Origin of the sequence: Paenibacillus borealis, from assembly GCF_000758665.1 — a bacterium.
Lineage (GTDB): Bacteria > Bacillota > Bacilli > Paenibacillales > Paenibacillaceae > Paenibacillus_AQ > Paenibacillus_AQ borealis.
Genome location: NZ_CP009285.1, coordinates 2,852,736 through 2,873,115, shown reverse-complemented (window position 1 = coordinate 2,873,115; position 20,380 = coordinate 2,852,736). Strand labels below are relative to the sequence as shown.

Annotated in this window: 17 protein-coding genes; 7 read left to right on the top strand and 10 right to left on the bottom strand. The window is 54.8% G+C overall.

Features of this window, described 5'->3' with window-relative positions; translation table 11 throughout:
* The first annotated feature begins 40 nt into the window (after nt 1-40).
* Nucleotides 41-1,861: an acyltransferase gene (locus PBOR_RS11890; RefSeq protein WP_042211844.1), complete on the top strand. Its 1,821-nt coding sequence runs from the start codon at nt 41-43 to the stop codon at nt 1,859-1,861.
* A 135-nt stretch (nt 1,862-1,996) separates the two neighbouring features.
* Here the strand turns inward: PBOR_RS11890 and PBOR_RS11885 are convergent, their stop codons facing one another.
* Nucleotides 1,997-2,611: a TetR/AcrR family transcriptional regulator gene (locus tag PBOR_RS11885; protein ID WP_042211843.1), complete on the bottom strand. Its 615-nt coding sequence runs from the start codon at nt 2,609-2,611 to the stop codon at nt 1,997-1,999.
* 207 nt (nt 2,612-2,818) lie between these two features.
* Here PBOR_RS11885 and PBOR_RS11880 point away from each other — a divergent pair, with 207 nt between their 5' ends.
* Entirely contained in the window at nt 2,819-4,264 is a 1,446-nt protein-coding gene (locus PBOR_RS11880) for an MDR family MFS transporter (RefSeq protein WP_042211842.1), read from the top strand.
* 122 nt (nt 4,265-4,386) lie between these two features.
* Here PBOR_RS11880 and PBOR_RS11875 read toward each other — a convergent pair whose 3' ends face one another.
* Both PBOR_RS11875 and PBOR_RS11870 read right to left on the bottom strand, forming a co-directional pair.
* The gene (locus PBOR_RS11875) at nt 4,387-4,593 is read right to left on the bottom strand and encodes a hypothetical protein (protein WP_042211841.1); all 207 of its coding nucleotides are present in this window, start codon (nt 4,591-4,593) and stop codon (nt 4,387-4,389) included.
* Nucleotides 4,594-4,611: 18 nt separating this feature from the next.
* Nucleotides 4,612-5,229 carry an ATP-dependent Clp protease proteolytic subunit gene (locus PBOR_RS11870; RefSeq protein ID WP_281192349.1) on the bottom strand — a complete coding sequence of 206 codons (618 nt, stop codon included), beginning with the start codon at nt 5,227-5,229 and terminating at the stop codon, nt 4,612-4,614.
* 171 nt (nt 5,230-5,400) lie between these two features.
* Between PBOR_RS11870 and PBOR_RS11865 the strand changes: the two genes are divergently transcribed.
* Nucleotides 5,401-6,165: an RNA polymerase sigma factor gene (locus PBOR_RS11865; RefSeq protein ID WP_052429445.1), complete on the top strand. Its 765-nt coding sequence runs from the start codon at nt 5,401-5,403 to the stop codon at nt 6,163-6,165.
* 55 nt (nt 6,166-6,220) lie between these two features.
* A complete protein-coding gene (locus tag PBOR_RS11860; RefSeq protein WP_042211839.1) occupies nt 6,221-7,105 on the top strand; it encodes an NAD-dependent epimerase/dehydratase family protein in 885 nt (294 codons plus the stop codon).
* Here the strand turns inward: PBOR_RS11860 and PBOR_RS11855 are convergent.
* Nucleotides 7,094-9,085: a methyl-accepting chemotaxis protein gene (locus tag PBOR_RS11855; protein ID WP_218918897.1), complete on the bottom strand. Its 1,992-nt coding sequence runs from the start codon at nt 9,083-9,085 to the stop codon at nt 7,094-7,096. The genes PBOR_RS11860 and PBOR_RS11855 overlap by 12 nt on opposite strands.
* Nucleotides 9,086-9,294: 209 nt before the next feature.
* Between PBOR_RS11855 and PBOR_RS11850 the strand changes: the two genes are divergently transcribed.
* The 3 genes from PBOR_RS11850 to PBOR_RS11840 all read left to right on the top strand — a co-directional run bounded on the left by PBOR_RS11850 (nt 9,295) and on the right by PBOR_RS11840 (nt 11,772).
* The gene (locus PBOR_RS11850) at nt 9,295-10,212 is read left to right on the top strand and encodes a helix-turn-helix transcriptional regulator (RefSeq protein WP_042211837.1); all 918 of its coding nucleotides are present in this window, start codon (nt 9,295-9,297) and stop codon (nt 10,210-10,212) included.
* 63 nt (nt 10,213-10,275) lie between these two features.
* Entirely contained in the window at nt 10,276-10,794 is a 519-nt protein-coding gene (locus PBOR_RS36180) for a DUF1761 domain-containing protein (protein WP_042211836.1), read from the top strand.
* Between the two features lie 408 nt (nt 10,795-11,202).
* Nucleotides 11,203-11,772 (top strand): YdeI/OmpD-associated family protein, encoded by a 570-nt coding sequence (locus PBOR_RS11840; protein WP_042211835.1) that lies wholly within the window; start codon nt 11,203-11,205, stop codon nt 11,770-11,772.
* Nucleotides 11,773-12,681: 909 nt separating this feature from the next.
* Here the strand turns inward: PBOR_RS11840 and PBOR_RS11830 are convergent.
* From PBOR_RS11830 to PBOR_RS11805, 6 genes are all read right to left on the bottom strand, one after another.
* Nucleotides 12,682-13,089, bottom strand: coding sequence for a VOC family protein (locus PBOR_RS11830; protein ID WP_042211833.1), 408 nt, complete (start codon nt 13,087-13,089; stop codon nt 12,682-12,684).
* A gap of 302 nt (nt 13,090-13,391) precedes the next feature.
* Nucleotides 13,392-14,564, bottom strand: coding sequence for an N-acetylglucosamine-6-phosphate deacetylase (locus PBOR_RS11825; protein ID WP_052429444.1), 1,173 nt, complete (start codon nt 14,562-14,564; stop codon nt 13,392-13,394).
* Nucleotides 14,558-15,337 (bottom strand): glucosamine-6-phosphate deaminase, encoded by a 780-nt coding sequence (locus PBOR_RS11820; protein ID WP_042211832.1) that lies wholly within the window; start codon nt 15,335-15,337, stop codon nt 14,558-14,560. Before PBOR_RS11820 ends, PBOR_RS11825 begins: the two co-directional genes overlap by 7 nt.
* Entirely contained in the window at nt 15,331-16,974 is a 1,644-nt protein-coding gene (locus PBOR_RS11815; protein ID WP_042211831.1) for a response regulator transcription factor, read from the bottom strand. The genes PBOR_RS11820 and PBOR_RS11815 overlap by 7 nt, the downstream gene beginning before the upstream one ends.
* A gap of 19 nt (nt 16,975-16,993) precedes the next feature.
* Nucleotides 16,994-18,793, bottom strand: coding sequence for a sensor histidine kinase (locus tag PBOR_RS11810; protein WP_042211830.1), 1,800 nt, complete (start codon nt 18,791-18,793; stop codon nt 16,994-16,996).
* 117 nt (nt 18,794-18,910) lie between these two features.
* Complete coding sequence (locus tag PBOR_RS11805; protein ID WP_042211829.1) at nt 18,911-20,272, bottom strand: ABC transporter substrate-binding protein; 1,362 nt, start codon at nt 20,270-20,272, stop codon at nt 18,911-18,913.
* Nucleotides 20,273-20,380: the final 108 nt, after the last annotated feature.

Sequence of the window (20,380 nt, the reverse complement as noted above, 5' to 3'; positions counted from 1 at the left end):
TTAAGTAATCAACGACTTGCGTTATGAAGGAGAGACTGAGATGCCTGAACAATTATCCGCCTCACGGAAGGCGCTCGATTACATGCCCTGGATCGGCCCCTCCGCGCAGGAGCGGCAGGAGCAAATCCTATACCAGCAGCAGCTTGCCGCTGTGTATCCCTGTACCTTTGGTGAGTCCTGTTATGTCTCGCCGCTGGCGGTTGTACTGCCGGATGAGCTTCAGATGGGCGACCGGAGCTATATTGCAGGCGGGGCCGTTGTCCGCAGCGCCCGCCTCGTCATGGGCAGTGACTGCTCACTCAACAGTTATAGTGTGCTGTCAGGCGATATTACCATGGGAAATGGGGTAAGAGTTGCTTCACATGCAAGTATGTACGGGTTCAATCACGGATTTGCGTCCACCGATATCCCGGTCTTCCGCCAGCCTCTGACCGTTAAAGGGATTATCATCGGTGACGACGTATGGATTGGAGCCAATGCCGTTATTCTGGACGGTGTGCAGATCGGTTCCCACAGCATTGTCGCTGCCGGTGCCGTGGTTACCAGAGATGTGCCCGCTTACAGTATTGTCGGCGGTAATCCGGCCAGGCTTATCCGCAGCCGGCTGTGCGGGGATACAGCAGAAATGGCAGCGGCACATGAACAAGAGGAGGATATAGGGATGAAGATGGATACGCAAGCTGGAGGAGCGGCAGTGAACACAGGTACGGGTACAGATGCGGCTGATGCAGCTGTACCGGCAGATAGGGAATCAGCCGGAAACATGAAGCCAGTTACTCAGGGTGTGCAGCCATTCAGCCTGCTCGCACAGCAGCTGGCTGATTTCGGCAATCAGGCGGGAGAGCAGCTGATTCCGCTGCTGGAGTACTACTCAGAGGTAACGGAGGAAGAGAATTTCTTCCGCGACCGGCCTGGATTTAAACGGACAGTCAGAGCTTACTGCGATGCAGTGGAGATTGCCGCGATGTTCGGCAGCCTGCCCCCTGGCTGGACGCGGGAGGAGCTTATCGCTACATTGCAAGGATTTCAGGATGCCGGGACAGGACTGCTGCCCGACCCTTGGTCTCCGCCTGGAGCGGATAACCGGCCCGAACTGCTGACCGACCATCTCTCCCGGTATCATCTTCTTGCTGTAGGGTACGCGCTGGAAGTGCTCGGTTCTGCCCTGCGCCATCCGGTTGCTGTTGCCGAAGATATGGATATAGTGGTGTTGTATCAGCAGCTGAATGATCTGCCGTGGGAGGACAATGCCTGGGGCGGCGGCGACTGGATCGACTGCTTCGCCACGGGCCTGTACCACAACCTGAAGACGTTCGGCTCCCGCAAACGGCCGGATGACCTTTTCGGCTGGCTGGCGACCCATTGCCGCCAGGACTCCGGGCTGTGGGGCCTGCCAACAGCGGAGGAAGGCTGGCTTCAGCCGGTGAACGGTTTCTACCGGCTCACCCGCGCAACCTATGCGCAGTTCGGCCTTCCTCTGCCGTATCCGGAGCGCAGCATCGATACCGTGCTGGCTCATAGCAGGGACCGCCGGTTCTTCCGCGCAGAGGTGCTTAACGCCTGCAATGTGCTGGATGTGGTCCATCCGCTCTGGCTCTGCCTGAAGCAGACCGATTACCGCCGCCCGGAAATCCGTACCTGGGCGGAGAATATGCTGAGCGAAGTGCTGAAATTCTGGGTTCCGCAGCGCGGCTTCGCCTTCCAGTTATCCCAGCAGCAGGATACGGGGCTGCAGGGAACCGAAATGTGGCTGAGCATCATCTATCTGCTGGCTGACCTGTGCGGCGTAAGCACATCGCTAGGATATTCTCCAAAGGGAGTGCACCGCCTGGACCCTGCCTTCTCACTGCCCCCGAGATAACTTCAGTCCGTTATCACCTCCGCAGTAACTTGACATCCTTGCCCGCTCCGATCTTCAGCACAAACACAAACAAACCGCCGCTTACCGGAATGCTATTCCGGCGTGCGGCGGTTTGTTTGTACTCTTGGAGACCCGTCACCTGAGCCGTACAAGCGGCAGGAAAATATCATCGATGATTCCGGTAACCGTCTCATCAGATACAGGTTCATGGGTAGTAAGCAGCTCATAGCGGAATAAATCGAGGGGAAGCAGAATTACCCGTTCAGGAATGCGGTCCAGACGCACCTCACCCCGTTTCTCGGCATTCTCCAGAATTGTCCCCATGATCGCGTTCAGCTTGCCTCCGGTTTTGGGAGGCATGATCTTCGGCAGCAGCGCAATCAGATCATCGCCGTGATAATCCACCAGCAGGCCGTGGATCGTCTCAGCGCCTAAGCCCTGCAAAGGCCGGGCGAAGCTCTGAAACAGCTGCAGCATATCCGTGCGCAGATCGCCAGAATCGGGAGCGGCCAGAGTAGTCTTAGGCATGTGCTTCTTAATCGCGGCCGCAACAATCTTGGCTTTATTCGGCCAGCGGCGGTAGAGTGCGGTTTTATTGGTTTGCGCCCGGACCGCAATCCCCTCCATCGTCAGCCGGGCATAACCCGCTTCGCCAAGCTCTTCCCAGGCGGCCTGCAAAATGGCTTGTTCGAGAACCTCCCCGCGGCGGCGCCCGCCTCTGGGCTGATCTTCTTGCTTGATATCGTTCATGTCGTTTCCTACTTTCGGGAGATTTCAGGATGTATGTTGCTATGGAGCTTCCACCATACGTTGCTTTTATTGCCTAGTTTTCAGAACGTCCAGACGCCGCAAAAACGGCAGAAAATTCTCTTGTTGCATTCCGGCTGCTTTTACTCTATCTTATTCATATAAGGTACGCAACGTACCGTACCTTATTATGTGGAGAGGAGCATATTTATGTCAGACCAAAAAACCAAGCCCAAGAAAGCACAGAAAGAGAAGCTTGATCCCGCCATTCTTAAAGTAGCCCTCATTCTGGTCTTCGGCGCACTCGCGCCGTTATTCGATTCCACGATGATCAACGTAGCCATCAGGACACTTACCTCAGACCTGCAAAGCTCTGTAGCCGTTATCCAGTGGGTTATTACAGGTTACGTCCTGACCATGGGTATGGCAATTCCAGTGTCCGGCTGGGCAGTCAACCGTTTCGGCGGCAAAAAAGTATACATGTTCTCGCTCGCCGTATTCCTGGCCGGTTCGGTCCTCTGCTCGCTGGCCTGGAATCCCGGCAGCCTGATCGGATTCCGCCTCCTGCAGGGTGTTGGCGCAGGAATCTTAATTCCGACGCTGCAAACCGTGCTTGTCCAGACTGCCGGGGGCCGCAACATCGGACGTATGATGTCAATCATCAGCATTCCCACCCTGCTGGGGCCCATTCTCGGTCCCGTGCTGGGCGGGGTCATTATCAACAGCCTGGGCTGGCGCTTTATTTTCTATGTGAATATTCCCATTACCCTTATTGCCATGCTGCTGGCCTGGCGGGGCATTCCGGCGGATGAGCCGTCCACACGCAAACAGACGCTTGACCTTACCGGTCTGCTGCTGCTGTCTCCGGCATTCGCCATCCTTATCTACGGCATCGCCCAGGTCAGCACCTATGGCGGATTGAACAGCAGCAGAGTGATTGTTCCGCTGGCGGCTGGCCTGATCCTTATGGCAGCCTTCATCATCTATGCCCTGCGGACACGCATAGAGCCGCTGCTTGATCTGAGGTTATTCAAATCGCGCATCTTCTCCGCTTCGAATGTCACTGTATTCCTGGCGGGCATGGTTATGAACGGGGCTTTACTTCTCCTGCCATTATACTATCAGCAGGTACGCGGTGAAAGTGTATTGTATACCGGAATGATGATGATTCCGCAAGGACTGGGTATGCTGCTCACCAGAAGCTGGATCGGCAGTCTGTCCGACCGCATCGGATCGCGCATCATCGTCATTCTGAGTCTGCTCGTCACTATATTTGCTACACTTCCGTTTGCCTTCGCCGGTTCGGATACGAATCTGATCCTGCTCGCGGCCGCACTGGTAGTCCGGGGGGCTGCCCTGAACGGGCTCCTGATTCCGGTAATGGTATCCGCCTATGTTGGGCTGCGCAAGGATCAGATCCCCCATGCCAGTATCTCCATGAAGATCTGCCAGACGATCGGCGGCGCCTTCGGGGCAGCAATTCTGGCCACTGTATCCCAGCACCAGCTGTCCGGGCAGTCTGCCTCCAGTCTCCAGAACATTGCCGGAGCGTACGATGTGGCTTTCTGGTGGTCAATTGGCTTTGCCGTGATCGCATTGATTCCTGCACTCATCCTGCCATCGCACCGCAGCAGCCCTGCGGCTGGCAGGGGATAAACTTCAAGCGGATAGTAAGGCGGAACATCAGCATCACCTGCCTGTGCCAAAACCAAAACCCCCGGATCCCGCTGATAGAGCGGAGATCCGGGGGTTTTGGTTGCTTTTAAAAGGGATGGACTTTACTGCCCGAAACCGACACGCGGACGTTCCCGTTCTTTGGTCTGCACCTCAACAGCGCGAATCGAAGTGATTGGAATGTAGAGAGTCTGGTACTCCGTGCTGTACTTCACGAACTTCTCATCCAGCTCCTCCAGTACTCCCCCTCTTACAGTTGTGCCATCCAGGAAATGAATCGATACTTCCTGCCCTTTCAATGCTGACAACATCTTCATCCGCTCCTTCATTTACAGATTGGTAATAATCGTGTCGATAATCCCGTATTCCAGTGCCTCTTCTGCCGACATGAAATAATCCCGGTCCATGTCCTTCTCCACCTTCTCCGGCGGCTGGCCGGTACGGTCCGCCGTAATCTGGACAATCTTGTGCCGGATCTGGAGAATACGTCTTGCGCTGATGGCGATATCACTGGCTTGACCCTGTGCGCCGCCATGCGGCTGATGGATCATGATCTCGCTGTTCGGCAGGGCGGATCTTTTGCCGGTAGCTCCTGCCAGCAGCAGCAGCGAAGCGAAGGAAGCCGCAAAACCGGTGCAAATCGTATTCACCTGCGGTTTGATTACCTGCATCGTATCATAAATGCCAAAGCCGGCGGTAGTCGAGCCTCCGGGGCTGTTAATAAACATCTGGATGTCCTTGTCCGGCTCATCCGCCGCCAGGAACAGCAGCTGGGCGATAATGCTGTTGGCCAGCCCGTCATCAATCGCCGCACCCACGAATACAATCCGGTCCTTCAGCAGCCGGGAATAAATATCGTAGGACCGCTCGCCTCTGGAAGTCTGTTCAATGACGTAAGGTATAATACTCATCAGGTTATGCCTCCTCTGATCTGTCTTTGTGTTTATATCCTGTAAACGGACCAGGGGAGGTTAAAGATACGGGCGGGCGGAATCTGGCGGGTATAGAGGAATCGCGTACCTTTTACAAAGCGCCGTTCGTTTATATAATAGTAGCAATAGCTATCTATATAAGCTGAATCGCATTAAATAACAACATGCACAAAGGAGAGAGCCAAGATGAGGATTCTTGAACATCACCGTATACCGGATACAATGATGGATATAGATAAGAAAAATCTGCAGGCGCTGGGGACTGCGCTGCACCGGTATTGCCTGTCGCTCACCCGTTCCAGCTTCGACGCCGAAGATCTGGCCCAGGAAACCTGGACCAAAGCGCTGGGATACAGTAAGTTCAATGTAAGTCCCAACCCCGAAGCCCTGCTGCTGCGGATTGCTAAGAATACGTGGATTGATGCTGCGAGGCGTAGAGGCTCTCTGATCCGTGCACTTGAACGCTCAGAAACCCTGGCAGATTCAGCCCTTGTCCCGGCTCCACAAGGAGACCGTTCCGAAATCGAACCCGCCTTTCAGGCTTTGATTAAACATCTCTCTCCGCTGCAGCGGGCCGCCTTCGTGCTCCGTGATGTTATGGGATATTCAGCCTCCGAGACAGCCGCACACATAAGCACTACCGAAGGTGCAGTCAAAGCGGCTCTGCACCGGGCCCGCCTGGCCTTATCCAGAGTCCGGGAAGAACTGGCTGAGAATGAGGGGCCTGCTCTTCCGCCGAATGCTGATTACCGGGCTTATCTCCAGGCGCTGGCTCATGCCTATGAGCAGGGTCAAATCCCGGTTATGCTGGAGCTGCTCCGTCAGGAGACAGCCGCAGAAGTAACTGTTGCCGTAAGTACTGCCACAGTGCATGCCCAGTATTCCGGAAGCGGAAGCTTCTCCTATCTGAATGGAAGCAGCACATATGCCGGGCTGCGGATGGCAGCTTAACTTTATAATGTGAGTCTTAGCTCCTCACCACACTAAACTTTAGGAGTGTAGCCAAATGAAGAATGTGCTTGTACTCGGAGGAACGCGGTTTTTTGGTAAAAGACTGGTGGAGCTGCTGCTTCAGGACGGGGACAGCCGGGTAACCATTCTGACCCGCGGTGTAACAGAGGATGATTTCGGTGACCGCGTAGCCCGCCTGGCCGTGGACCGGACTGATGAAGCTGCGCTGGAGCGTGCTGTAGGGGATATTGACTGGGATATCGTCTACGATAATATTTGTTTCTCACCGGATGAGGCAGCGGCGGCGGTGCGGATATTCTCCCGACGGGCGAAGCGGTATATTCTGACCTCAAGCCTGTCTGTCTATAATCCGCAGCCTGCGATACTGACTGAAGCGGATTTCGATCCGGAACACTATCCCCTTAAGCTGGGCGGGAAGGCGGACTTCAGTTACCAGGAAGGTAAACGGCTGGCCGAGACTGTTCTGCTACAGACAGCGGACTTCCCGGTGGCAGCGGTGCGGTTCCCGATAGTGCTGGGCACGGATGACTATACGCGCAGGCTGCATTTTCATATAGAGCATGTACAGGCAGGGCAGCCGATCGGCATCCCCAATCCGCAGGCGGAGATTTCATTCATCCGTTCCGATGAAGCCGCTGATTTCCTGCACTGGCTGGGCACATCCACATTGACGGGTCCCGTGAACGCCTGCTCGGACGGTACACTAACCATCGGCGGGGTTATCTCCATTGTTGAAGCGGCAACAGGTAAACCTGCCGTAATCCGGAGTGAAACTGCCGATAAGGACCAATCTCCCTTTGGCATCGAAGAATCATGGTACATGGATACGGCAAAAGCCCGCTCTGCGGGCTTCAGCTTCCTGTCATTATCCGAATGGTTCCCGGAGCTGGTCACTTCGCTGAATCGTTCACTTAGCTAGGACCAGTAGCTCTTCCTCTGATTCGCTCTGCTGACTCTTGGATTCCTCGATCACCAGCAACACTCCAGACTGAGGCCGGTGAATTCCGGCTCCGGTCTTTTTTTCAGGCTCCGCAAATGTTCCGGCTTCTGACTTTGGGGCCGGCTTCTCTGATGTCTGGTCCGTAATCTTCTCCAAAGTCTTCTCTGCCGTCTTGTTCACTTCTTTGGTTTCCGCCTTCTCAACGTTCGCCTCTGCTATCTTCGCTTCAGCCTTTGCAGCTGTATTGTCAGCCGCTTGAACTTCAGGCCCGTCCGCAATTTTGAACACATTAATCTCCCGGAATAACCGCTGCGAGATTTCATTAATCTCCTCCGCCTGCCGTGCGATGTCGCTGATGGCCTGATCCTGCTGTGTGCTGGAGGCATTCACTTCCTGCACCCCCGCCGCTGTCTGCTCAGCCACGGAGGCTACGGAATGGACCGATTCGGCAAGCCGCGAGTTGATTGTACGGGTCTGTTCCACCTTCTCGTGAATCTGCCCGATCTGCGTGCTGATGCCTGCAATGGATTCATCGATAGCCCCGAAGGATGCCAATGTCTCCGCCACCTGATGATCCTGCTGCTCGAGACTTTCTTTGGTCTCCATCATATATCCCTGGAAATCAGCCATGCCGGCCTGAAGCTCCTGGATAATCCGGCTGATATGCACGGACGAATCATTCGTCTGCACAGACAGGTGTCTGACTTCATCGGCAATAACGGCGAAGCCTTTGCCTGAAGCTCCGGCCCGTGCTGCCTCAATCGCGGCATTGAGCGAGAGAATATTCGTCTGCTTCGAGATCTCCGTGATTGAATTGGTGATGCGTGAAATATCCTTGGACTGGTTCACCAATTGCTCCAGCGCCACGTAAACCTTGTTGATCGACTCCCGGGAATGCTGTGAAATCTGGCGCAGTGCAGTAACCGTATCAGATCCCTGCTGCGTATTCCGGTTAGCCGTTTCACTGGTCACCAGCATCACATCCGTATACTCGGTAATATCCTGAACCCCGCGGGCCAGCTCCTCCAGCAGCAGCGTGCTCTGCTCAGACTGAACGGCCTGCTGGTCAGCGCCAAGCGAAATCTCCTGAATCGTTCGGACGATATCCCGGTTCGTATGCGCGGTAATCGCCGATGACTGCTGAAAAGAATGTGAGTATTCGGCAAGTGAACCCGCAGCAGACAACGTCTGCCGCAGCATGCCCTGCACCCTGCCCACCATATGATCGAAATGATGACTGAGCTGTCCCAGCTCATCATTGTACGGAGAGTTGATCTGCTGCCGCAGATCACCGTCGGCGATTTGCCTGAGTGCAGCCTGGAGCTTGCCGACCGGCGACAGGAATGAGCGGATCAGCAGCCAGGCGAGTACGAGCATGAACAGGAACACTCCGCCAGCAGCATAAGCCACAATCGAAACCGTATCGTCGAGCAGCGTAAATGAAACATTCTGCGCCTGCTCTGCATTGTCGGCGGCTGCCGTATATAGCTTCCCGTTCGTCTCAAGCATGGATTGATTCAGCGCAAGTGCCTTCGTATGTATAACATCAATCTGTTCCAATACAGTTAGCGGATCAAGTGTTTCATCCGACATTGCTCCGAGCAGTTCCGTAATGAATTCCCCATATTCTGCGGCCTGAGAGCCCAGAAGTCCAAGCATTGTGAATGCTGGTGTGTCCTGCTCAAATTCCACCTTGGCAAGTTCAGCCAACATCTGCTGCTGTTTCTCCTGCAACGGCTCCGCCAGCTCTATATCGCTGGATTCAGCGAGGGAGGTCTCTGCACGGTTCAGCTCCTGCAGCAGCTGGGTGATGGTTGAGACTGTAATTCTTTTCTCCATTTCGCTCTTCTGCCGTTCCATAGATAGCTCTACCTGGTTAATCTTATGTCCTTGGTACAGAGCCACGCCCAGAAAAATAAGCGTAATTGCCGAGAAACTGAAGATAAGCTTCCATTTCATCGAAAAGTGCAGCAGGTTCCCCTTCAAAAGTATCATCCCTTCATATCAAGCTAGTCTTCGCAATAGGTATATTCTGCTAATAACCTCATTGTAGAAGCCGGATATTAACTGTTGTCCAAGCTTGTGTATGCGGAACGTAAAGAATGTGTTGCGAAAATGTTAACAAAACGGCAGAATTTAAGAAAATAGGACCAACGGGGGGGTTACGTATGAAATTGGAGCGGCTGATCTCCATTATCTATAAGCTTTTGAATCACGAGGTGCTGTCTGCGGCCATGCTGGCTGAAGAGTTCCAGGTATCGCAGCGGACCATCTACCGGGATATCGATGTAATCTGTGCGGCGGGGTTCCCGGTCGTATCGTATCAGGGAATGAAAGGCGGATATGGCATGATGGACGGCTACAAAATGGATAAAAGCCTCCTCGGCACTTATGATGTCAATGCCCTGATTACGGTGCTCCGCAGCCTCTCTACCGTGTTTGAGGACGGGCGTACGCAAGGGACCATTGAGCGGCTGCAGACCATCGGACCGGAGCATCTGACACAGAGCCTGTCTGTAGACCTCGACACCCTGCGGACGGAACCCGATGCGCTGCGTCATATACGGACAGCCATCACCGGGCGCATAGTGATCCGCTTCGATTATATCGACACCATGAATGAACGTACGGCCCGGGCTATCGAGCCGCTGCGGCTTCATTACAAATACCGCAACTGGTACATTTACGGTTATTGCCGCACCCGGCAGGCTTACCGGGAGTTCCGTCTGTCCCGGCTGATGAATTTGCTCCTGACCGGGGAAACCTTCAGTCCGCATCCGGAGGTGCCGGAAGAGGCTACCTCATCAGACAAGGTGTGGCATGACCAGCTGGAGGATGTAGTGATCCGGGTGGGACCGGAAGCGTTGGCCGAAGCGCTGGATCAGTTTCAGCAGATGGACAAGCAGTTCCACGAAGATGGAAGCATGACGATGCGCATTCCGGTATATCAGCCGCTCACAGCACGCTGGTTATGGGCCATCCTGCTCAGCTTCGGCAGCGGTGCCGAGGTCCTCGAACCCCTCCCACTGCGCGCCATCATCCGGGAGCAGCTCCAAAACGCACTCAAACCTTATGAAGAAGTATGACACGCTGTTGTCAAACTTCTTTTTTTATGATGTAAGCAGACTCAAACACACGAGGAGGACATTATGTTTAATGTAATTCAGGAGATCAATTGGATGGCTGTTGTACTTGGAACCCTGGCGTTATCTTTGGTGGGAGGCCTTTGGTTCACTGTTATCTGGGGCAAGGCATATGCCTTTGCACTGGGAAAAGAGAATGCGCCCAGTGGAAACGGCTTGGCCGTCCTTTATGAGGACGGTATCGTTACAGCGGTAAATGGAAGGAACATTAATGATACGAAACAACCTATGAATCCTTCTGTTTCCAAAGAAAAACCGGCGCTCCGTTTCATCTTGGGTCCCCTGGTATGCGGACTGGTAACAACAGTAGCGATGGCGGTACTGTTCTATGCGTTCGATATCGAATCCTTCACGGATGCTCTTCTCTTTGGCGGGATTGTCGGAGCTGGATTATTGGCATCCACAACCGTGAATACCGGGATCAATCCCAACATCCCCAGGCCGCTTCTCTACGGACTGGTTAGCGGGAGCTATTTTTTCCTGTCCGGGCTGATTGTCAGTATAATTCTTGTAGCGATGAGTTGAACAATTGAAGCTGTTGTACGTGTTGCAACATTAATTCATAGTTACCACTAAACAAAGCTGCCTGGTCCTCTTGTGAGGGCCTGGCTGAATTTATTTTCCTATTGCACTTCGTACAACAGATGGTTCAATAATCCGCTGATAAATAGAATCTGCAGCACTTTGTACAATAGAACTCTATGGAATCGGTGAAATTGGACAGATAGCCGGAAATCAATTGCATGAAATACATCAGAACTGGTTTTAGCAGACGATAACGCAGAATCTATTGCATAAAGTGCATTTTAATGAAGAACCATACAGCTGTTGAACGGGATTCTCATACCAGGGCAACCTGCAATTTAAGCCAAACGTCCGGTGTGAGTTCCAAGTTCATGCTATATCGCTGACAGAAGGGATTGTAAAGTAACTATGAACACTGAAAATCTCATTGCGGCAACATCAAGGGAAGAGTTGAGAAACTGGCTGATGGTGAACAGTACGGCTGAACTCTTTTGCCGGGTGGAAGTCAGTATGAAGCCGCTCCCGGGCACGCTGCTATACCTGGACGCCGTTGAAGAGGCTTTGTGCTTCGGCTGGATCGACGGGGTGAAGAAAGTGAACGCTGAAGCGAAGCTGGTCCAGAGATTGTCTCCCCGCAGCAGACGGAGCTCATGGACTGAGCTTAATAAAGAGCGTGTTCGCCGCCTGGAGAAGCTGGGCTTGATGCGTGATGAAGGACGGCGGGTCCTTCCTGATATGGACATTAATTCTTTTAGAATAGATGAGGTTATCGAACAGAAGCTGAAGGAAGATATGCAGGTGTATGAGAACTTCATAGCCTTTCCGGCGCTCTACCGGCGGGTGCGGATCGATACGATACAAAGCTACATCCATCAGCCTGATTTGTTTCAGCGCAGACTGGAGAAATTCATTGCCAACACCAGAGACAATACAATGTACGGCCAATGGCATGATAACGGGCGCCTGCTGGAGTATTAAGTTAAGTCCTGCTGTACTGCTTGAGTTAAGATAAGTTGGCCGGAGGGTGATATAGTGTGGAGCTTAGCGCATACGCATTGTTCGGCGGGACTTGGCGGGGACAGGGTGAGAGCATAGCGGGAGCTTGGCGGGAGCTTGCGGCGACTTGGCGGGGCTTTGGCGGGGGAAGAATAGCTTCACGATCGTATCCGCTCATGAATAGGACTGAGAATCCGCTATTTGGGCAAAACAGGCGGTTTTGCGGGTCAAGCGGACTCAGAATCGCTTATATGTCCGTCCACACCTCGTTTCGGGCTTCAATGAACAAGTTAGCGGAATCTCAGTCCGTTTGGGCGCACCAAGCAGTGTTTTTTGGCAAAATAGCGTCTTCTCAGTCCGCATCCCCCTGCTGACGGGCATCTGCTCCGCTATCGGTCCTGCCACGCTGACGGCCATTCGCTCCAGTAACAAAACCGGCCTCCCTCCTTCGCCATCAAGCTTCAGCTTTTCTGCGATGTCCGCCCTGGTACAACATGAGGACTAAAGAATTGAGTTTCTTTCATGCAGCAATTTATGTATGCCGTATCAAGTGGAGACTCTGTGATAGTTGTATTCTGTACAATTAAAAACAGCGAACAGGCAGGCTTGCCTTATATAAGTGTATTCTGTACAACTATATCTGCCCGAATGGGCGAAATCCTTCAACAATCGGAAGTTTAATTGTACGAAATACAACTAAACGAATAACTGGTTAGAAATCCGATGATTTAGTTGTACAAAGTGCAATTAAGCATACACGTAACGCGTACCTCATTCCGCATACCCTAATCGGGTCACTGCAAACCCTCACCATATTCCTCTAGAATTAAACAAAAAACAAGCCCCCGTAGCCGGAAGCCTGTCCTCATGCACACCTATATCCACACTATGCTATTGCGCGCTCTCATCCATATACATGACTTCCCACAGATGTCCGTCGATATCCTGAAAGCTCCAATTGTACATAAATCCATGGTCGACCGGATCATTGAACGGTTTGCCGCCGGCCTCAAATGCCTTATGCACCAGCTCGTCCACCTCTTCTCTGCTTGCTGCGGAGAAGGCTAGGATGACCTCCGTGTGTCCGGCAGTATCCACAACCGATTTCGAAGTGAAGGTGTTGAAGAATTCTTTGGTCAGCAGCATGGCGAACGTATTGTCATTAATGATCATACATGTTGCGTTCTCATCCGTGAATTGCGGGTTGAACTCAAATCCGAGTGCGGTAAAAAAGCTGATCGAATCCTGCAGATTACTCACCGGCAAATTAACAAAAAGCTGGCTTGCCTTATATCCCACTTTCTAATCACCTCTGCATCCTGGAGTGTGTTCCGCATCATTATAGCATGAACTTGTCTCAGGCAAAAAACCTCTGCGGGTGCGGGTGCGAGGGGCGGGCGGGTGTGGGGCGAGCGCGGTACAGGTGCCGAGGCGAGCGCAGTACAGGTGCCGGGGCGAGCGCAGTACAGGTGCCGGGGCGAGCGCAGTACAGGTGCCGGGGCGGGCGGGTGTGGGGCGAGTGCGGCACAGGTGCCGGGGCGGGCGCGGATGCGGGCGCAGCACCCCGCAGCCCCTCCCGGCGAAAAGACCGCCGCCGGGCATCAGCCCCGGCGGTACACCCATTCGCCGGCTTTGCAGAGCGCCGCCAGCGCCGGCCCCGCGCTGCCCCGGCGGAGCAGCGCAATATCCGCCGGCGCGCCGGCGGCCAGGCCCGCTGCCTCCGGCAGGGCCATGAAGCCTGCCGGGTGCACGGACGCCATGTCCCAGGCGTCCGGCAGGTCGGCCAGGCCCGCGGCGCTAAGGCGCGCGATATGGCGCAGCAGCATCTGCGCCGAACCGGCCAGCAGCCCGGGCTGGCCGGCGAGATGCAGCCGGCCCTCCGGGGTCAGCACGACGCGGCCGCCGACCGGCGTGTCGTAGCTGCCGGGCGGCAGGCCGGCGAGGGCAACGGCATCGCTGATCAGCAGCGCCCGGCTGCCCTTGACCTTCATCGCCACCTTCAGCACCTCATCCGGGAGGTGGAAGCCGTCGGCGATCAGCGTGCACCACAGCTCTTCTTCGGCGAGCTGGGCCCACAGATAATTCGGATGACGCGGCAGCGTGGCATGCGCCCCATTGCCGAGATGCGTGGACAGCCGCGCTCCGGCCGCGGCCGCCTCCGAGATCTGCGCCGTGCTTGCCGAGGTATGCCCGATGGAGACCGTAACGCCTTGCCGTACGCAGTGGCGAATAAATTTCGCACTCCCCTCCCATTCCGGGGACATCGTTACGATGGAGATCCGTCCGCCTGAAGCTTCCTGCCATTGATCGAACAAGGCCGCATCCGGCGGACGGATATGCTCCAGACTATGCGCTCCGCGCGGCCCGTCTTCGGGAGAGAGAAAAGGTCCTTCCAGATGGATGCCGCCAATCGTCGAAGCGGCGGCAGCATCCTCTTCGCAGGCCCGGGCAATCGCCCGCATCGCGCCGTGAATCGTATACGGGGCACCGGTGATCACCGTCGGATAGCAGGTGGTTACTCCTTCAGCCCACAAGGCGCGGACCGCTGCCTTGACAGCCTCTGCGGTCAGCACCGGATGATTGAAGTCATGGCCGCCGAAGCCGTTGATCTGCAGATCCACCAGGCCGGGCGCGGCTACCGGCAGCTCCAGCAGCTCATCCGGCGGCAGCGCCAGCGGTCCGTCCAGCGGTTCAATTCCCGCAATGATGCTGCCCTCCAGACGAATCCGGACCGGCTCACCTGTCCGGTAATGCAGCGCATCCACGTTCACCATACCACTGCTCCGAACGAGTCCGTGTCCACAAACAGCCGGCAATCTCCATGGCTGCGCAGAATCGTGGACGGGCAGTCCGTGGAGACGGATTCATGCAGCGTGCGGGTAACTGCACCGCGCTTCGTCGGGCCCGGAACCATACAGAACAGCCACTTGGCGGAGAGCAGTACCGGGATCGTCAGGGTCAGCGCCTGCTGCGGAACCTCCTCCAGACTGGCGAAGCATCCGTCATTCACCTGCTGATTGCGGCAGGCGGCATCGAGAGTGACCGCTTTGACCAGCAGCGGATCATGGAAATCCGCCACCGGCGGGTCATTGAAAGCCAGATGGCCGTTCTCCCCAATGCCGAGGCAGACAATATCTATAGGAGCTTCCGCCAGCAGCCTGCCATATCGCTCACATTCAGCCTCAAGGTCAGCGGCAGGGTTGATATAATGAACCCTGCCCGGCTTCACCTTGTCAAACAGCGATTCCCGGAGGAAGCTGCCGAAGCTCTGCGGCGAGCCTTCCCGGAGGCCGAGATATTCGTCCATATGGAACGCCGTAATCCGGCTCCAGTCCAGATCCTTGGCTGCGGCAAGCTCGGCAAGGAATTCATTCTGGGAAGGTGCGGCGGCGAAGATAATTCTGACCGTAGTCTTGGAAGCCAGCAGCGCGCGGATTGCAGCCGCAGCTTCACGTCCGGCCGCCTCTCCGAGCATCCGCCGGTTCTCAAATACACGCACCAGCATGGAACCTGCCATTTCGGTATGGATTGGTGTCACTTTCAGCATGAGTAGTGCCTCCCTGTCCCTTGTGGTTGTCCGTTCCTTGTCCCTTCCTCGCCCCGGAATTCACCCGGGGTAAGGCCTGTATGCAGCTTGAACAGCTTGGTGAAATAGCTTTTGTTCTCGTAGCCCAGCTGCTCAGCGACCTGCTCCACACTCTGCGGAGACTGGTCCAGCAGCTCTTTGGCATGCTCCATCTTGGTGTGGGTAACATAGTGGATGAAGCTCATCCCGGTTTCTTTCTTGAACAGGCGGCTGAAATAGCTCGAATTCAAGTGAGTGTATTCGGCGACCTCCTCCAGCGTAATTTTACGGTTCAGATGCCGGTCCACATACTGCTTCACCTTCTTGATCTCATCCCGCCGGGTCTCCTGGTACATCTCGCGGATCACGGGCAGACGTTCATAGAAGAATTGCAGTGACCACTCTTCCAGACTGTCGATATGCTCGATGGCAGTAATAGTGTCATGCAGCATCTCCAGGGAGAAGGTCGACTGGAATTGTTGCCGGGCCATGAGCCGCATCTGGTTATCGTAGAGCAGCTTGAGCATCCATTCCTTGACCTGGCGCGGGGCAAAACGCTTCACCCGGATATAGTCCATCCATTTGGACAGCAGCTCCTCGAGCCGCCCGGCTGATTCCTCAAGGAACGCTTCACGGATCTCCCGGGATGCTTCGGTGTACTGCAGAAACAGATCCTCGCCGTTGAACGGCTGGAGCTCCTTCAGCCCGGCCAGCTCGCCCGGCTTCAGATAGAAGGCATTCTCCCGCCCTTGTGTAAGCAGCGCTATTATCCCTTCTTGGAAATGCCCGCTGCCAGGCGGAATACACAGATATTGAAAGGATGCCCCTACCCCCGGCATACTCTGAATCGCGGAACGCAGCCTGCCTAGCATGGAGATATGGCCGGCACTTGCACCATTGCCCATACCTCCGGTGAAGACCAGCACGCAGTCCCGTCCGCTGTAAGGCAGACATACGGCGGCCGCTCCATCCTGAAGCACCGCTTCGGCGGCGGATTGCACCAGGGCCATTAGCGCAAGATCATCCCGGACCGTCTCGCCGGTACTGCCGCTGACCCGGCAGAGCACGGCTACATTCGCCGTCAACTCGGGTACAATCCCCAGCTCGGCGGCATCCGGAAGCCATTCGGTGTCCGGCAGCTCCCGGGCGGCAATCCGCCGCAGCACACTCTGCTTCAGCAGCACCTTTTGATTCTCCGCCATGCTTTTCCACTTCAATGTCTGGGCTCTGTCCGCATCCCTGCGGCGCAGATCATCGCCAATCTCCTGCAGCAGCCCGGTAATCAGCTCGCGGCTGATCATCTCCTTAAGAATGTAATCGCTCACCATCAGCTTTACTGCCTGCTGCGCATACGTGAAATCATCCATGCATGACAGTACCACGACGCGTAATTCCTCGTTCATCAGCTTCAGCTCGCGGATCAGCTCAATGCCGTCCATATAGGGCATGCCAATATCCGTAATCACGATATCGGGCATAGCGGCCTGCGCTTTCTCCAGGGCAACCAGACCATTTTTGCAGGCCGAATGAAGGGTCAGTCCAAGCTCGTTCCAGGGAATCACTGCCGAGAGAAAGTCCAGTACCGGATAATCATCATCCACCAGCATTACGCTATACATCGTTTCCACTCTCCCTTTCCTAACCTTGATCCGGAATTTCTTCAGGAAGCACAAACAGGAAGGTTGTCCCTTGCCCGGGGATACTGTCAATGGTAACCTCGAAAGCTGAACCGTAAGTCAGATACAGGCGCTCGTATACGTTCGACATTCCAATATGGGCCAGTCTGCTGGACGGCATAGATTCCTGCTCCGGCAGCTCAGAGCCTACCTCAGCCCGGAGCCGGTTCAGGGTAATCTCATCCATCCCCCGGCCGTTATCTTCAATCGCTATGAACAGACGGCTGTCCTGAGTCCAGGTGCGGATCAGAATGCGTCCGCTCTCCTGGCGCAGGCCATGAATATAAGCATTCTCGATGACCGGCTGCAGCAGGAAACGCGGGATTTTCAGCCCAAGGCTCTCCGAGGTGCAGTCTGTATCCAGCGTAACTTCATCAGCCTGACGGAAATTCAGCAGCTCTACATAACTCCTGACAATATGCAATTCATCATGGAGTGTTGTGTACTCATCACGCTGTTGAATGGTCATCCGCAGCAGGCGGGACAGCGAGAACAGCAGCTCCGCATTCTCCTCATCTCCCCGCATCATAATGCGCAGGCGGATGGAATTAAGGATATTGAACAGGAAATGCGGATTGATCTGCGATTGCAGCATCGCCAGCTCGGCCTTGCGCTTCTGCGCCTGCTCCACCTTAATCTGCTCGATCATCTTCTCCACCCGGTCCAGCATATGGTCAAAAGACTTGCCCAGCCGTCCAATCTCATCATACCCGCGCACGCCGGAACGGATGCCAAGCTCCCCCTGCTCTACTCTGGCCGCCACGCTGTCCAGCCTGATTACAGGCTTCGTGAATTGACGGACCAGCAGGACCAGAATCAGCAGGAAGAACGCTCCCGACACGATCTGAACGGCTGTACTCCAGCGGTGGGTTGCACTGATCTGGCTGACCGCCTCGCGGTAAGGCGATAGGCTGACGATCCGGTAGTTCCCATAGGGAATCTCCAGGCTGCTGAGCAGATATTGCTCATTACGGTAGTCCATGAAACGCGAATCCGCTGTACCCGTCAGTTCATCCGCAAGTGTAAAAGGCTGACCAAGCCGCGTCTTGTCCAGGGAGGCCAGTACCGTTCCGTCAGGTGAGATCAGCAGTGTCTCCTGGCCCTTACGGTTATCATTAAAAATCTGACTGATCCGGCTCTCGGCGATACTGATGATGACCGTCGCATAAGTGGAATTGGAGGACAGCTTCAGATTGCGGGCAATCGTCAGCACCTGCGGGCTGGTCTGCGCAACGGTAGGGATATAGTTATCGAGCACACCCGCCCAGTAGAGATCGAAGACAGGCTGCTGGCGGGCTTTTTCCATCCAGGGCTGGAGCAGCAGGGCGCCGACATCCAGTTTGGCGTAAGGATAATTTGAATAATATTGGCCGTCCGAGGTAAGCACGGTGACAAACGTTTTCTCCATCATGGAGGTCACGCTTTCCAGCTTTTCGGTAACCTCTTTGAATTCCAGGACATTTTTGGCTGTATCAGGCTGGTGCAGCTTACTGCGCTGCCAATTTTCTTTGAGAATAAGCGTGATCCCGGGATCGAACTGAATGTAATTCGACACCAGCACCATATTGCTGAGAAGGTTCGAGATATACATGCTCTCCTGCTCCAGCGAACGGCGTTCATTCTGGATCACCTGGGAGCGGAGGATGTGCTCGGTATAGGAATTGGAAATATACAGGGTAATGGAGGCGGGAAGCAGCAGACAGAGCAGGGAAGCGACGAGCAGCTTGTTGCGAAAACCGAGTTTCCATCCTTTTGGCAGCAATGGCAATCCCCCTTCACAATCAGACTATCGTTGTCTTTGCCTCTATCATATCAGCTTTCCGCCTCCAGTAATTCATTTCCCAGTAATATCTCGACAAAATGTGACGGTTCGCCTTATTTACTTATTGGCATCCACGATCTTTTGCAGTTCAGCTTGCGCTTTGCTGACCGTAGTTTCCAGATCCTGCTGTTTCAGGATGTACAGCTCGGTTTCTTTGGTAAAAGCAGTTTCCAGCTCACCCTGATAGGTCGGCGGCACACTAAGCGGAGCAGGCTTGGCATTCTTGATCACATAGGCCAGTGAGGTTTCGTCAATCTTGTCCGGGCTCATGGCTGAGGCCTTCACTCCGGCGATGTATTGATCGACATCCTGCTTCTTCCAGGCGGAATATACATTCTGCATCTGCTCACCTTCTGTGGAATACCAGCGGATGAAATCATAGGCTTCCTGCTGATGCTGCGATTTGTCCAGAATGCCCACATAGTTGCCGTTGGCAATACTGACTCCGGCTGGCTGTCCGGCGCTGTTGGAAGGCATCGGTGCAAACGCAGTGGTGAACGTAGCCGGGAATTCCTCCGATCCGCCCGCTTCTCCAATCATCCAGTTGCCGGTCACAATCATCGCGGCATGTCCGGTGAAGAATTCCGAGCGGTAAGCCAGCTTCTGCGAGATGGTATCCGCATACGGTACAGCCACTCCGGATTCCTCTGCTTTGCTGCGCAGCTCCAGGGATTGGCGGATACCCGCACTGTCGATATTTACAATGCCGTTATTGACCAGGTTGTTGTCCTTCTCCTGATTAATGACGGCCAGCTCCCAGTACATGGCCCAGGTATGGAAATAAGTGCCGAAGGTCTTGGACGGCCCGGTGCCGCTGGTCAGCTTGGCAGAATAGTCAAGATAGTCATCCCAGCTCCATTCCGTAGGGACAGCCAGTCCTGCCGCATCCAGCTTGTCCTTGTTCAGCAGGACGAAATAATTCTCCAGGGTATCGGGGAGTGCGTACACTTGTCCGTCTACGGATGGATCAATGGTATATTCATCCGTCAGCGTGATGCCTTCCTTGCTGATCAGATCATTCAGCGAAGCCAGCAGTCCGAGTCCCGCACGCTGCGAATAGTCAGTTGCACCCGGCATGAACACGACGTCCAGATTCTCGCCCGAAGCGACGAGGAGATCCAGCTTCTTCATTCCGGCTACGGAATCGCCGTTGTCAGCCAGCTCGACGTATTCCAGTGTGATTCCCGGATGCGCGTCCTCATAAGCCTGCAGAATAGGCTCCATATCCGCCGCAGGTGACCAGTTGGCCACTTTGATGGTTACAGGTTCTGCGGAAGGCGCGGCACTCTCGGCCGCATCCGGCGCAGCAGTTGCGCTATTAGTGGGAGATGCATTATTAGTGTTGTTCGAATTGCCGCAGCCCGCCAGGGCTACAAGGAGCACGGTGATCCATACCAACGCGAATACATTCTTTTTCATTAATAACACCCCTTCTAATGTGAGTTCTCCCTGCCCGTGAAGCTTGTCCGGCAGCGGTTCCTTTTCGTCTATACTTTCCGATGTATACACTGACAGTCACGTCCGCTC

Coding starts and splice junctions, on each gene's coding strand:
- PBOR_RS11805 (WP_042211829.1), bottom strand. CDS start 20,272: ATGAAAAAGAATGTATTCGCGTTGGTATGGATCACCGTGCTCCTTGTA.
- PBOR_RS36180 (WP_042211836.1), top strand. CDS start 10,276: ATGTTTAATGTAATTCAGGAGATCAATTGGATGGCTGTTGTACTTGGA.
- PBOR_RS11875 (WP_042211841.1), bottom strand. CDS start 4,593: ATGTTGTCAGCATTGAAAGGGCAGGAAGTATCGATTCATTTCCTGGAT.
- PBOR_RS11850 (WP_042211837.1), top strand. CDS start 9,295: ATGAAATTGGAGCGGCTGATCTCCATTATCTATAAGCTTTTGAATCAC.
- PBOR_RS11890 (WP_042211844.1), top strand. CDS start 41: ATGCCTGAACAATTATCCGCCTCACGGAAGGCGCTCGATTACATGCCC.
- PBOR_RS11865 (WP_052429445.1), top strand. CDS start 5,401: ATGAGGATTCTTGAACATCACCGTATACCGGATACAATGATGGATATA.
- PBOR_RS11825 (WP_052429444.1), bottom strand. CDS start 14,564: ATGGTGAACGTGGATGCGCTGCATTACCGGACAGGTGAGCCGGTCCGG.
- PBOR_RS11880 (WP_042211842.1), top strand. CDS start 2,819: ATGTCAGACCAAAAAACCAAGCCCAAGAAAGCACAGAAAGAGAAGCTT.
- PBOR_RS11860 (WP_042211839.1), top strand. CDS start 6,221: ATGAAGAATGTGCTTGTACTCGGAGGAACGCGGTTTTTTGGTAAAAGA.
- PBOR_RS11840 (WP_042211835.1), top strand. CDS start 11,203: ATGAACACTGAAAATCTCATTGCGGCAACATCAAGGGAAGAGTTGAGA.
- PBOR_RS11855 (WP_218918897.1), bottom strand. CDS start 9,085: ATGAAATGGAAGCTTATCTTCAGTTTCTCGGCAATTACGCTTATTTTT.
- PBOR_RS11815 (WP_042211831.1), bottom strand. CDS start 16,974: ATGTATAGCGTAATGCTGGTGGATGATGATTATCCGGTACTGGACTTT.
- PBOR_RS11885 (WP_042211843.1), bottom strand. CDS start 2,611: ATGAACGATATCAAGCAAGAAGATCAGCCCAGAGGCGGGCGCCGCCGC.
- PBOR_RS11820 (WP_042211832.1), bottom strand. CDS start 15,337: ATGCTGAAAGTGACACCAATCCATACCGAAATGGCAGGTTCCATGCTG.